Here is a 13,225-nt window from a genome sequence, read left to right on the forward strand (position 1 = left end):
CATGCGGCGCGGGATGATCCTAGCGCGGGGGGCCGCCATCGCGGCGGCGTCCCTCTGCCTTGCGGCGGCCGAGCCTGCGGATTCGCCGGTCAACGTCCCCGAGCCGCCGGGCCTCTACACCGGCCCGCAGCGCGGCTACACCCCGCCGACGCTGAAGGGCGCCCAGGTTGTGGACGGCGAGCAGGTGGCCAAGCTCCTCGAAGGACCGGTCAAGCCGGTCCTGATCGACGTCGCCATGCGGGAGAAGAAGCCTGCAAACTTCCCCGAGGGCCGCCTGTGGCTGCCGGTCCATCCCTCCATCCCCGGCGCCGTGTGGCTGCCGAATGCTGGCGCCGTGCCCCTGGCCCCGGAGCGCGAGGCCCTGTTCTACGCCCGCGTCGAGAGCCTGACCGGCGGCGACAAGGCCAAGCCGATCGTGGTGTTCTGCCACGTGGAGTGCTGGGGCAGCTGGAACGCGGGCAAGCGCCTCGTGGAAAAGGGCTACACGGGCGTCCACTGGTTCCCCCTCGGCGTCGAGGGTTGGCAGGACGAGCACGAGACGAAGACCATCACCGAGGACGCGGAGTGGAAGAGGGGCGAGGTCGCGGAGCGTTGACGGGCTGCTGAAACGTCTCCACGTCGCGTCGAGGCAGCGAGCGGCGGATCGGCGGCGGGCGCCGTTCTCAGGTCGACCTGACATCCGGCCGCTTCCGGCACGCGGCTCCCCTGGGACGATGGCGCTTGCCCGTGTTAGGCCAAGTCGCAAGTGTGGGGAGCGCGTCATGTCCCAGGTCGTCCAATCCCGTCGCCTCCGGGCGGTGGATATGGGGAAGCGCAAGGCCGAGGGGCGCAAGATCGTCGCGCTGACCGCCTACCACGCGCACACGGCCGGCATCGTCGACGCCTTCTGCGACTTCATCCTCGTCGGCGATTCCCTCGGCATGGTGATGCACGGGATGGAATCGACCATCCCCGTCACCCTGGAGATGATGATTCTCCAGGCGCAGGCGGTGATCCGCGGCACGTCACGGGCGCTGGTCGTGGTCGACATGCCCTTCGGTTCCTATGAGGCGAGCCGGGAACAGGCCTTCCTCAATGCCTCCCGCGTCCTGAAGGAGACCGGCGCCGGGGCGATCAAGCTGGAGGGCGGCGCGCATTTCGCCGAGACGGTGGCCTTCCTCGTCCAGCGCGGCGTGCCGGTGATGGGCCATATCGGCCTCACGCCGCAGGCGATCAACGTGATGGGCGGGTTCAAGGTCCAGGGCCGGGCGCCGGACGACGAGCGGCGCCTGATCGAGGATGCCCGCGCCATCTCCGAGGCCGGGGCCTTCGCCATCGTGCTAGAGGGCATCGTGGAGCCGGTGGCGCGGGCCATCGCCACCTCACCGAAGGTCACCGCCGCCACCATCGGCATCGGTGCCTCCTCGGTCTGCGACGGGCAGATCCTCGTGCTGGAGGACATGCTCGGCCTTTCCGAGAGGACGCCGAAATTCGTGCGCCAGTTCGGCTCGCTCCGGGCGCATATCGAGGAGGCGGTGAAGGCGTACGCGGACGGCGTGCGTGACGGATCCTTCCCCGGAGCCGACCAGACCTACGGTTAGAGCCGTTCCCGTCGAACTGAGACGGACCTGCGCGCCGCGCTCTCCTCCCCGCAAGGGGGAGGGAGCCCGCACGTGTCATTGGAACGCTGAGACCTAGGTCAAACCGAAAACGCTCTAACCCACCCGCCTGGCCGGGAGCCTGAGGCCCGGCGCCGGACGCTCCAGAAGCACCTCCCGGCGGAAGCGCACGAGGCGGGCCGGGCGCCCGGCTGAGCCGCTCGTCAGGCTCTCCGTTTCTTCCACCAGCCCCTGTTGCGCCACCAGGCGGCGGAAGTTCTGCTTGTGCAACTGGATGCCCGACAGGGCTTCGACGGTCCGCTGCAACTGGAGCAGAGTGAAGGCCGGGGGCATCAACTCGAACACCACGGGGCGGTACTTGATCTTGCCGCGCAGGCGGCCGATCGCCGTCGCCAGGACCCTGCGGTGGTCGAAGGCCATGGGCACGCCGGTGGGGTCGCCCGCCCGGCCCGGCCCCGGATTGCCCCGCGATTCGGGAATCAGCCCCGCCTCGAACAGCAACTCGTAGCGTTCGAGTACCCGCTCTTCGTTCCAAGTGCCGCCGTTCAGGCCGAAGGTGAGGCCGAGGCGGTCGAACCGGCGCTGGCGGAGGGCCGTGTCGGCGGCGTCCTCGGCCCAGGCGGTGAGGCGAGGCTCGATGGCATCGAGGGCAGCCGGGCGACCACGGCGGAAATCCTCGTAGGGCAGGTAGCGGTACCAGTTGTGCCAGGACGCCTCCGCGAGGCCGGCCGGACGCTCCTCCCGCACCAGGGCGAGGTAGGCCACCGACAGGGCGTGGGCGGCGGGCTCTCCCTCTCCCCCGGAGCGATCCCGGTCGCCGAAGGTGTAGAGTTGCTCCACGTAGCCGAGGCGCTGGTTCGTCTGGCGTTCCACCCAGGCCCGGAGACCCTTCTCTAGGGTGGCGTGCTCCGGCACCAAAGGGCCGGCGGGCAGGCCGTCGCCCCTGCAGGAGGCTTGGCCCGGCACGCGGACGGTCAAGGCGCGGGGCTCGCCCTCCGTCGCCGCGACGATCACGGCGACGAGGCCGACGGCCGAACGGTCGGGCACGGGCTGCTGCCCGGCTCCCATCACCGTCTCCCTGTCCTCCGCCAGAGCCATCCGCCCGGTGACCGCCTTCCGCCCGCCTCGAAACACTGCGCGGGGCCGCGCCGGGGTTTTGCGGTGAGGAAGCCCCGCCCGTCAACGCGGCGCGGCATCCCGGGGCATTCGGGCCTGGGATATCGCGGGGCCCGGCCCGTCGGGCCCGGGCCGCGACCATGCAAACGTGTCAGCGAATTTAGACGAAGGTCGGGTTGCGTTCGACCGCGAATCTAGATTGATTCAAATCTCAAGATGCCTGAACGCACGACGCCGAGCCTCTGGTGGCAACTGACCCCCGCGCAGCGGACGATGCTGCGTCGCCTCCACATGGAGGGGCCACTCCCCATGCCCGATCACAGCGAAATGCGGACGGTGCGCTCGCTGGTCCGGCGCGGCCTCCTGCGGACCCGTGACCGGGGGCGCGACCGCGCCTCCGAGCCGGGGTGTTGGTTCCTCACCGCCCGCGCCGCACGCCTCGTGCAGCAGGCCGAAGGCGCGGTGACCCCGGCGCGGGAGGAGGCCGTCTCGTAAACGAGGCCGGTTTTTCGGCGTTGTCCATCGACCGGGCCTTCACGGTCATTGCGAGCGGAGCGACGCAGCTCAGGGCGGCGCCACGGCTCGGGGCGTCCCGCTGCCCTGGATCGCTGCGCTCTCACTCGCCATGACGGAGAGGTTTCAGGCCCCGAGGCCGCCGAGGCAGACGTACTTCACCTCGAGATAGTCCTCGATCCCGAGGCGACCGCCCTCGCGGCCGAGCCCCGATTCCTTCACGCCGCCGAAGGGCGCCACCTCGGTGGTGATGATCCCCTCATTGACGCCGACCATGCCGTATTCCAGCGCCTCGGAGACGCGGAAGGCCCGGCCGAGGTCGCGGGTGTAGAAGTAGCAGGCGAGGCCGTACTCGGTGTCGTTGGCCAGCCGGATCGCCTCCGCCTCGTCCTTGAAGCGGAAGAGCGGGGCGAGGGGACCGAAGGTCTCCTCGCGGGCCACGGCCATCGCCGGGGTGGCGTTCACCACGACGGTCGGCTCGAAGAACTGGCCGCCGAGCGCGTGGCGGTGGCCGCCCGCGATCACCTTGCCGCCCTTCTCGACGGCGTCGCGGATATGCGCCTCGGTCTTCTCTACGGCCGCCATGTCGATGAGCGGGCCCTGGGCCACACCCTCCTGCGTGCCGTCACCGACCTTCAGCTTGTTCGCCGCCTCGGCCATCCTGTCGGCGAAGGCGTCGTAGATGCCGTCCTGAACGAGGAAGCGGTTGGTGCAAATGCAGGTCTGGCCGGAGTTGCGGAACTTCGCGAGCATGGCGCCCGCTACCGCCCGGTCGAGGTCCGCGTCGTCGAACACGATGAAGGGCGCGTTGCCGCCCAGTTCCATCGAGACCTTCTTCACCGTGCCGGCCGATTGCTGGAGCAGCACCTTGCCGACCTCGGTGGAGCCGGTGAACGTCACCTTCCGCACCAGCGGGTTGCCCGTCAGTTCGCCGCCGATGGCGCGGGCCGGGCCGGTGAGGATCGAGACGACACCGTCCGGGATGCCGGCCATCTGGCAGAGCTTGCCCCAGGCGAGGCCGGAGAGCGGCGTCTGCGTTGCGGGCTTGATCACGATGGGGCAGCCGGCGGCCAGCGCGGGAGCGAGCTTGCGGGCGATCATGGACGAGGGGAAGTTCCACGGCGTGATCGCCGCCACGACGCCCACCGGCTCCTTGGTGACGAGGATCTTCCGGTCCGCCCAGGGGGAGGGGATCGTCTCGCCGTAGACCCGGCGGGCCTCCTCCGCAAACCACAGCACGTAGGCCGCCGACATGCCGACCTCGCCCCGCGCCTCGGTCAGCGACTTGCCCTGCTCGGCGGTGAGGATCTGCGCCAGATCCTCCTGGTTCTCGGTGATGACGGCGGCAAGCTTGCGCAGGAGCACGGCGCGCTCGTTGGCGGTCTTGGCGCGCCACGCCGGATAGGCGGCATGGGCCGCCTCGATCGCGCGCCTCGTCTCCTCGGCGCCGGCATTCGGCACCCGCGCGATCACCGCGCCCGTGGCCGGGTTGGTGACGTCGATCCGGCCCGAGCCGGATTGCGACCATTCCCCGCCGATCAGGCAGGCTTCGACGAGAAGCTCAGGGTTCTTCAGGCTGAGGCGACCACCGGTCTCAGGCATCCAACGGTTCCTTGGGCGGTGACGGCTGCGTCGGCGCCCGCGGGGGCGCGCTCCGGGCCGTGCTGCGGGCCTGCGCCTCCGCGCGCGTCTCGAACACGTGGGGCGCAAGATCCCGCGATTGCAGGGAGGCGCCGAGCTTGAGGCGCATGAAGGCACTCGTCGTGTACCGCGAGGCCGTGGCGTAGTAGCGGCTTTCCAGATAGGCGATCATCGAGAAGTAGGCTTCGGCCACGGCGGGATCAAGTTCGAAGCCGTCGTAGTTCGCGATCAGGTGGACGCGCTTGCCGATCTGTTGGCAGGTTCTTTCGAATTCCCGTCTGACGAGATCGACATCCTCCACCGTCCGGACTTGGAAACCCTCGTAGTTCGCGAACAACGTGTTGCGCTCGGAGTCGTAGGACAGTCGCTCCGACAGGCTCATGCCGAGCAGCCAGTGCTCCAGCCCCATCGCCTCCTCGCGGAACAGGCGCGGATCCATCGGCACGGGGTCGCGCACGATGGGCGCGAAATCCATGTGGGCGAGGATGTCCCGGTCGATGTCGATGCCCGGTGCCACCTCGACCAGTTCCACGCCCTCCGCCGTGCGCCGGAAGACGCAGCGCTCCGTCACGTACAGGACCGGCTGGCCGCGCTCGGCGGCGTAGGCGCCGGAGAAGGTCACCTGCTCCACCGCGCGCACGAACTTCTTCGAGCGCCCCTCCTTGAGGATGCGCAGCGTGCCGTCCGTCAGGCCGATATCGAGGCCCCCCGCCGTGAAGCTCCCCGCGAAGACGAGGCGCTTGGCGTTCTGCGAGATGTTGATGAAGCCGCCCGCGCCCGCCAGCTTGGTGCCGAACCGGCTGACGTTGACGTTGCCCTCGGCGTCCGTCTCCGCGAGGCCGAGGCAAGCGAGGTCGAGGCCGCCGCCGTCGTAGAAGTCGAATTGCTGGTTCTGGTGCAGCACCGCCGACGGGTTCAGCGCGGCCCCGAAATCGAGCCCGCCCTGCGGCAGGCCGCCGATCACGCCGGGCTCGGCGGTCAGCGTCAGATATTTCAGCACCCGCTCCTCGGCCGCCACCTTGGCGACGCCCTCCGGCACGCCGATCCCGAGGTTGACGACGCCGCCCATCGGCAGCTCGAAGGCGCAGCGCCGGGCGATCACCTTTCGGATGTCCAGCGGCAGAGTCCCGATCCGATCCAGCGGCACGCGCTGGCGGCCGGTGAAGGCGTGATTGTAGGGCGTGGCGTAGGTCTGATGGTGGTTGTCGGGCTTCGAGAGCACCACGCAATCCACGAGCACGCCCGGCACCGTCACCTCGCGCGGGGCCAGCGACCCGTTCTCCGCGATGCGCTCCACCTGCGCGATGACGAAGCCGCCGGAATTCTTCGCCGCCATGGCGGCGGCGAGGTTGTCCAGCGTCAGCGCCTCGCGCTCCATGGTGATGTTGCCCGCCGGGTCGGCGGTGGTGCCGCGGATCAGCGCGACGTTCACCGGGAAGGTCCTATAGTGCAGCCACGGCTCGCCGTGCAGGTCGATCAGGCTGACGAGATCCTCGGTGGTCCTGTCGTTGAGCTTGCCGCCGCCTTTTCGCGGATCGACGAAGGTGTGGAGCCCCACCTTGGTGATGTGGCCTGCGGTCTTGGCGGCGATGTCGCGGTAGAGGTGCGAGACCACGCCCAGCGGCAGGTTGTAGGCCTCGATCGTCCCCTCGATCGCCATGGCGCCGAGCTTCGGCACGAGGGACCAGTGGCCGCCGACCACCCGGCGGATCAGGCCCGGCAGGGCCAGCCGGTTGAGGCCGCGATCCTTGCCGTCGCCGGGGGCTGCGGCGAACATCAGGCCGAGGTCGCGGGGGCCTTGGCCCTCGCTGAACCGCTTGGCCAGCGCCAGGATCAGCTCGTCCGGCGTGCCGATGCCGACGAATCCCGAGACCGCGACCATGTCGCCGTCCCGCACGATGGCCACCGCCTCGTCGGCGGTGACGATCTTGTTCTTGAGGCCGGAGGGCATGCGCTGACCGTCAGCCACGGGCGGCGATCCAGTCGGCGATGCCCGTGCCGAGGAGCTTCTGCGCCTTGCCGCCGACGAAGACGCCGACATGGCCGCCCGGCAGGCCGAGTTCGGTGTAGTCCTCCGTGCCGATCTTCCCGCGCAGGGCCTGCGAGGTGGCGGGCGGGATGATGTGGTCGTCCTGCGCGAAGACGTTCAGGACCGGGCAGGTGATCCGCTTCAAGTCCACCGTCCGGCCGCCGAGTTCGAAGGCGCTCCGGACGAGTTTGTTGTCTTGGTAGAGGTCCTTCAGCCACTGCTTGGCCGCCTCGCCGGGATGGTCCGGCCGGTCGGCAATCCATTTCTCCATCCGCAGGAAGTTGAGGAACTTCTTGCGGTCGCCCAGCGCGTCGAGGAGGTCGAGGTTGTACTTCGTCATGGTGCGCATCGGCGTCATCATGGAGAAGACCGAGCCCATGAATTCGCCGGGCAGGGAGCCCTGCGCGGCGATCAACCGGTCGATGTCCTCTCCCGAGAGGGACCGGACCCAAACGTTGATGAAACCGTGGCCCGCCCGGTTCTCCACCGTGTCGGCGTGGAAGTCGATCGGCGTGATCGTCAGCACCATGGCGTTGACGGTCTCGGGGTAGAGGGCCGCGTAGCAGGTCGTGAACACCCCACCCTCGCAGATGCCGAGGAGGTTCACCCGCTCCCGCTTCGTCGCGGCGGCGATGACGTCGATGCACTCCGCGAGGTAGCCGTCGACGTAGTCGTCGATGGTCACGAAGCGGTCCGCCCGGCCAGGATTGCCCCAATCGACCACGTAGAGGTCGAGGCCGAGGGCGAGGAGGTTGCGGACCAGGGAGCGGTCCTCCTGCAGGTCCGCCATCGTGTAGCGGCCGATCAGCCCGTAGACGATCAGCACCGGGGGCAGGCCCCTGCTCTCGGCCAGCGGCCGGTAGCGGTACAGCCGCACCTTGTCCTGGCTCCAGACCAGATCCTTCGGCGTCGTGGCGATCTGCACCTCGTCGTCCCGGACGGTGGCGAAGAGCTTGGCGCCCTCCGCCATCCTGCGCCCGAACTCGCCGACCTCGGCCAGCATCTCGGCGGGGGTGAGGTCGAGGGGCGCTGCGGTGCCATGCGGGGCGCCGTCGGATGCGTCAGCCATGGCTTTCCTCCCCTGCCGCCGTCTTGGCCCGGCGCGCGGCGGCGCGCCTGTCCTTCTTGAGGGCCCGGACCTCCCGTCGCAATTCGGTGAGGCTCCGGTGGACGTCGTCCAGTTCGGCCCGCGTCGGCTGGCCGTAGAGATCGCTCAGGAAGTTCGCCACGTCCTGCTGCGCGAGGCGCAGGTCGGTGGCCGCCTTCAGCACGTCGCGCTGGCTGGCGAGGAACGCGTCCGAGCGCTGGACCTCCAGGAGGACGCCGTTGGCAGTCTCGATCCAGTGCTGCATCATCTCCCGGCCCGAGGCATAGCCCTCGCCCCGCCCGGCGCGGGCATTCGCCTCGCGGGCGAAGGTGCCCGCCGCCCTTGTCCAGGCGTCGAGCATCACCGTCTGGTGGCGCGACTGGGCCTGACGCAGGGCGGCGAAGGCCGAGACCAGGGCGGCGACGCGCCGTTCCGTCTGCCAGAGGTTGGCGAATTGCGGCCCCTCCGACATCCGGTTCAGGGCCGCGCCGAAATCGGCGGTGCCGCCGAGCCACGCCTGGGGATCGAAGATGCGGGCCAGGACGGCGCCGGCCGTGGGATCGTCCGCGACGCTGGCGGTCTGCATCGCGCTCGCCAGGGTCTGTGACAGGGTCGAGGCCGACGCCCAGGCGCGGGCGAGGGAGGCCTGCGCCTCGGTGACGCCGCCCAGGTCGAAGGCCGGCGGAAAGGAGCCCCAGGAGGCTGCGCCGCTGCCCAGGCCGGGCGGGGCCAGGAAGGCGAGCCCGGTCCGCGCCCAGAATTCGCCCATCGCCTTGAACGCGTCGAACTGGTCCATTCCCGCGCTTCCCCGTCCGATGGTCATTCCGGTCTCGGCCTCATCCTGTGAGCCTGATCGAGAAGCCGGCAAGTCCCGTACTCTCCCTCATCCTGAGGTGCGGGAGAGCAGCGGAGGTCTCGAAGGAGCGGTTTTGAAGGCGCAGCGCTCTCTGGAACCCTCCTTCGCGGCGGCTTCGCCGCACCTCAGGATGAGGCGAAGGGTGGGATGATCGTTCCTCGACTCACGGTTGCCATCACTGCGCCGCCGCGCGGGCCTCGCCCTGGCCCAGCGCTTCGGCGTAGATCCTGTAGGCGTCGTCGTAGGTGACCTCGCGGGGGTTGTTCACGAGGAGGCGCGTCTGCTTCATGGCGTCGGTCGCCATGCGCCCCAGGTCGCCTTGCGCGACGCCGACTTCGCTGAGCGAGGCCGGCACCTTGCAATCGTGGCAGATGGCCTGGAGGCACTCCACGAACCGCGCGGCGGCCTCGGCCTCCGGCAGGTCGGCGGCGGCGGGATCGAGGATCGGCGCGAGTTCGGCGTAGAGCGCCTGCGCGTGGCTGAGGTTGAAGCGCATCACGCCCATCAGCACCAGGGCGTTCGACAGCCCGTGCGGCACGTGGAAGATCGCCCCGACGGGATAGGCCAGCGCGTGGACGGCGGCCACCGGCGCGTTGGCGAAGGCCATGCCCGCGAGCATGGACCCCAGGAGCATCCCGGAGCGCGCCTCGACATTCGTGCCGTCCGTGCAGGCGGTGCGGATGTTGGCCGAGAGCAGGGCCAGCGCCTGCTTGGCGAGCTGGTCCGAGATCGGGTTCTTCCTGTTCTTGCTGGTGAACGCCTCGATGGCGTGGACCATCGCGTCGATGCCGGTGGCGGCGGTGACATGGGCGGGCAGGCCGAGCGTCAGCTCGGGGTCGAGCACCGCCCAGTCGGGCAGGAGCTTCGGGGCCACGACGCCCTTCTTCTCGGTGCTGGGCGTGGTGACGATGGAGATCGGCGTCACCTCCGAGCCGGTCCCGGCGGTGGTCGGCGCCAGGATCAGCGGCAGCCGGTCGCCCTTGGCGAGGCCGACGCCGTAGATGTCCTCCAGCCTGTCGTCCGACTTGGCGAGGTAGGCGACGAGCTTGGCCGTATCCAGCGCCGAGCCGCCGCCGATGGACAGGACGAGGTCGGTGCCGAGGTCGCGGGCGCGGGCGGCGGCGGCCTCGATCACGGTGGAGGGCGGGTCGGCCACGACATCCTCGTAGACGTCGACCGCGATGCCGGCCCCGGCCAGCGCCTCCTCGGCGGATCGGGTCAGCCCCGCCGCCCGGACGCCCCTGTCGGTGACGAGCATGACGCGCCTCGCGCCGTAGCCCGCCACGATCTCCGGGAGCTTCCTGGCGGCGCCCGCCTCGAACAGGACGTTCGGTGTGGTCTGGAAGGTGAAGGGATTCATCGGCCTGCCGCCCCTTTTCTCTCGTGCATCATGGAACGCTCGCCGATCCGCGCGCCGTCATCGCGAGCGGAGCGAAGCAATGACGGAGGACGCCAAACCCGAGGCGACCAACTCACTCCGCCGCGTCGTGGGGCTTCACCTTCTGGCGCAGCTCATCGACGAGCACGCGGGTGTTCTCGGAATAGTCGATCGGCACGGCCACGAGGTGGACGCCGCCGGCTTCGAAGGCGCGGTTCAGCGTCGGCACGAGGTCGCCCACCGCCTCGATCCGGTGGCCGGTGGCCCCGTAGGATTCGGCGTAACGGACGAAGTCCGGATTGCGGAACGTCATGCCGAAATCCTTGAAGTGATCCACGGCCTGCTTCCATCGGATCATGCCGTAGGCCGAATCGTCGAGGATCAGCACCACGAGGTTGAGCCGCAGGCGTACCGCGGTCTCCATCTCCTGGCTGTTCATCATGAAGCCGCCGTCACCGCAGACGGCCATGACGCGGCGGTCCGGGTGGAGCATCGCCGCCATCATCGCGGAGGGGAGCCCCGCGCCCATCGTGGCGAGGGCGTTGTCGAGGAGCAGCGTGTTGGCGACGTAGGTGCGGTAGTTCCGGGCGAACCAGATCTTGTACATCCCGTTGTCGAGGCAGACGATGCCATCCTCGGGGATCACGCGGCGCACGTCGTGGACGAGGCGCTGCGGCGTGATGGGGAAGCGGTCCTCCGTCGCCCGGTCGGAGATGTGGCTGAGGATGTGCTCGCGCAGGTGCAGCAGCGCCCCTGCGTTCGGCAGCTTGCCCTCCAGCTCGTCGGCCAGAAGCTTCAGGGTAGGCCCGAGATCGCCCACCACCTCGGCGTCGGGGTAGTACACCTCCTCGACGTTGGCGGGCATGTAGCCGATGTGGACGACCTTCTGGTCCTTCTGGCCCATGAAGAAGGGCGGCTTCTCGATCGTGTCGTGGCCGATGGCGATGATCAGATCGGCCCGGTCGATGGCCTCGTGGACGTAGTCGCGCTCGGAGAGGGCGGCGGTGCCCATGTAGAGCTTGGTGCCGCCCGCCACGGTGCCCTTGCCCATCTGGGTGGTGAAGAACGGGATTTGCGTCCGCAGGACGAAGCCGCCGAGCTCGCCCGTGGCGCGCGGGCGGCTCGCGGCGGCGCCGAGCATGATCAGCGGGCGTTCGGCCTTCAGGATCATTTCCGCCGCGCGGGAGATCGCCTTCGGGTGCGCCACCGGGATGTCGATCGGGTGCGAGGGCACGAGATGCGCCTCGCCCTCCTCGGAGGCGATGTCCTCCGGCAGTTCCAGCAGCACGGGTCCGGGCCGCTCCTCCATGGCGACGCGGAAGGCGTCGCGCACGATGGTGGGAATCGACGAGGCCGAGACGATCTGCCGGGCCATCTTGGTGATCGGCCTCATCGAGCCGATCACGTCGACGATCTGGAACTTCGCCTGCCGCGAGGACAGGATGCCCTTCTGGCCGGTGATGATGATCATCGGCATGGCGCCGAGATGGGCGTAGGCCGCCCCGGTTGAGAAGTTCAGGGCGCCCGGACCCAGGGTGGACAGGCACACGCCGGGGCGGCCGGTGAGGCGCCCGTGGGTCGCGGCCATGAAGGCGGCGGCCTGCTCGTGCCGGGTGAGGACGAGTTCGATCGTCGAAGTCCGCAGGGATTCCACGACATCGAGGTTTTCCTCGCCCGGAATCCCGAAGATGCGATCGACGCCTTCGTTCTCCAAAGCCGCGACGAGGAGGTCCGATCCTTTGGTCATCGTTTCATCCGCTGGGGCGACGAGGGCGGCACGGCGGCATCCGGCACGCTTTCGGTGTCGCCTGTCTGCCATGGCGACCCGGATGACGGGCTCGGTCGGGGAGACGAAATCCTCCCCCGGTCCATCCGGTTAGAGAATCGCCCCCGTCACTGGGTCAAGGGCCGGAGCGACGGCACGGTCACAGATGCCGCCGGTCTTCATTCCGGGCGCGGGGAACCCATGGGGAGGAGCATCGCCTCCTCGCCAGCCAGCCGGACGAGGAGATCGCGCAGCCAGCGGTGGGCGGGGTCGCGGTCGTAGGAGGCGTGCCAGAGCATGGAGATCGAGACCTCGTCGAGGTCCACCGGCACGGGGCTGGTGCTCAGCCCGAGGGAGCCGGCGAAGACCGTCGCGAGCCGCGCGTGCATGGTGGCGATGACGGGGGACGCCTGCACGAGGAACGGCACCACGAGGAACCGGGGCGTCGTCACCGCCAGCACGCGCGACCGGCCGATCAGCGCCAGGGCGTCGTCCACCACGCCGTGGGCCGTCTCCCGCAGGGAGGTGAGGACGTGGGGGAACCGCAGGTAGTCCTCAAGGCCGATCGGCGCCTCCAGCCCGACGAGCGCCGCGTTGAACAGCACGACGTAGCTGTCCCGGTAGAGCAGCCTCTGCTTGTGGTGGACCTGCCCCCGGCTGAAGAACCCGAGGGCGAGGTCCACCCGGTCGGCGTCGAGTTCGTCGAGGATCCGAACCGCCTCAACGGAGCGCAGGAGCAGGCGGATGCCCGGCGCCTCGGCCCGCAGGTAGGCGATGAGGCGGGGGCCGAGGAGGATCTCGAGACTGTCCGGCAGGCTCACCGTGAAGGTCCGCTCGATCGTCCTCGGATCGAAGCTTCCCTCCCGATGCACCAGATCCTGCACGCCCCGGAGCACGCCCCGCAGCGGCTCGGCCAGGGCAAGGGCCCTCGGCGTCGGCCGCATCCCGTCGGGCGCGCGGGTGAAAAGCTCGTCGTCGAACAGCCTGCGCAGGCGGGCAAGGCTCGCGCTCATCGCCGATTGCCCGATGCCGATCCGCGCCGCCGCCCGCGTGACGCTGCGCTCCTGCAGCAGCGCGTCGAGGGCCACGAGGAGGTTCAGATCGAGCCGCGCGAGATCGATGTGATCGATGGCCATGACCCGTCCAATCGCCTCAATCCGCCGTGCCGTCGAGCCGCTCTCCGTCCTTGCGGCCGAAGGCGAAGCAATTCCGGGCAGCAGGACGTCTGCCGCCGTGGCGTAT

11 protein-coding genes are annotated in these 13,225 nt (G+C 69.6%); 3 read left to right on the top strand and 8 right to left on the bottom strand.

Annotation, left to right across the window (positions count from 1 at the left end; translation table 11 throughout):
* The first annotated feature begins 1 nt into the window (after position 1).
* Both MFF06_RS07695 and panB read left to right on the top strand, forming a co-directional pair.
* Positions 2 to 595, top strand: coding sequence for a rhodanese-like domain-containing protein (locus tag MFF06_RS07695; RefSeq protein ID WP_238202603.1), 594 nt, complete (start codon positions 2 to 4; stop codon positions 593 to 595).
* A 166-nt stretch (positions 596 to 761) separates the two neighbouring features.
* The gene (gene panB / locus MFF06_RS07700; protein WP_238202605.1) at positions 762 to 1,580 is read left to right on the top strand and encodes a 3-methyl-2-oxobutanoate hydroxymethyltransferase; all 819 of its coding nucleotides are present in this window, start codon (positions 762 to 764) and stop codon (positions 1,578 to 1,580) included.
* Positions 1,581 to 1,694: 114 nt separating this feature from the next.
* Here panB and MFF06_RS07705 read toward each other — a convergent pair whose 3' ends face one another.
* On the bottom strand, positions 1,695 to 2,666 hold the full coding sequence (locus MFF06_RS07705; protein ID WP_238203064.1) for an NUDIX hydrolase: 972 nt from the start codon (positions 2,664 to 2,666) through the stop codon (positions 1,695 to 1,697).
* 264 nt (positions 2,667 to 2,930) lie between these two features.
* On the opposite strand from MFF06_RS07705, the gene MFF06_RS07710 reads away from it, so the two are divergent.
* Positions 2,931 to 3,209: a hypothetical protein gene (locus MFF06_RS07710; RefSeq protein WP_238202606.1), complete on the top strand. Its 279-nt coding sequence runs from the start codon at positions 2,931 to 2,933 to the stop codon at positions 3,207 to 3,209.
* Positions 3,210 to 3,353: 144 nt separating this feature from the next.
* On the opposite strand, the gene MFF06_RS07715 is transcribed toward MFF06_RS07710, so the two are convergent.
* The 7 genes from MFF06_RS07715 to MFF06_RS07745 form a co-directional block, all read right to left on the bottom strand.
* Positions 3,354 to 4,829 carry an NAD-dependent succinate-semialdehyde dehydrogenase gene (locus MFF06_RS07715; protein WP_238202608.1) on the bottom strand — a complete coding sequence of 492 codons (1,476 nt, stop codon included), beginning with the start codon at positions 4,827 to 4,829 and terminating at the stop codon, positions 3,354 to 3,356.
* A complete protein-coding gene (locus MFF06_RS07720; RefSeq protein WP_238203066.1) occupies positions 4,822 to 6,819 on the bottom strand; it encodes an acyl CoA:acetate/3-ketoacid CoA transferase in 1,998 nt (665 codons plus the stop codon). Before MFF06_RS07720 ends, MFF06_RS07715 begins: the two co-directional genes overlap by 8 nt.
* A gap of 10 nt (positions 6,820 to 6,829) precedes the next feature.
* Positions 6,830 to 7,900 (bottom strand): class III poly(R)-hydroxyalkanoic acid synthase subunit PhaC, encoded by a 1,071-nt coding sequence (phaC, locus tag MFF06_RS07725; protein WP_370876635.1) that lies wholly within the window; start codon positions 7,898 to 7,900, stop codon positions 6,830 to 6,832.
* Positions 7,901 to 7,958: 58 nt separating this feature from the next.
* Complete coding sequence (locus tag MFF06_RS07730; protein ID WP_238202612.1) at positions 7,959 to 8,780, bottom strand: poly(R)-hydroxyalkanoic acid synthase subunit PhaE; 822 nt, start codon at positions 8,778 to 8,780, stop codon at positions 7,959 to 7,961.
* Positions 8,781 to 9,015: 235 nt separating this feature from the next.
* Positions 9,016 to 10,200 carry an iron-containing alcohol dehydrogenase gene (locus MFF06_RS07735; RefSeq protein WP_238202614.1) on the bottom strand — a complete coding sequence of 395 codons (1,185 nt, stop codon included), beginning with the start codon at positions 10,198 to 10,200 and terminating at the stop codon, positions 9,016 to 9,018.
* Between the two features lie 112 nt (positions 10,201 to 10,312).
* Positions 10,313 to 11,965, bottom strand: a complete 1,653-nt coding sequence (locus MFF06_RS07740) for an acetolactate synthase large subunit (protein WP_238202615.1) — start codon at positions 11,963 to 11,965, stop codon at positions 10,313 to 10,315.
* Positions 11,966 to 12,162: 197 nt separating this feature from the next.
* On the bottom strand, positions 12,163 to 13,119 hold the full coding sequence (locus MFF06_RS07745) for a LysR family transcriptional regulator (RefSeq protein WP_238202617.1): 957 nt from the start codon (positions 13,117 to 13,119) through the stop codon (positions 12,163 to 12,165).
* Between the last annotated feature and the right edge of the window lie 106 nt (positions 13,120 to 13,225).

Origin of the sequence: Methylobacterium aerolatum (assembly GCF_022179085.1) — a bacterium.
Taxonomy (GTDB): Bacteria; Pseudomonadota; Alphaproteobacteria; order Rhizobiales; family Beijerinckiaceae; genus Methylobacterium; species Methylobacterium aerolatum.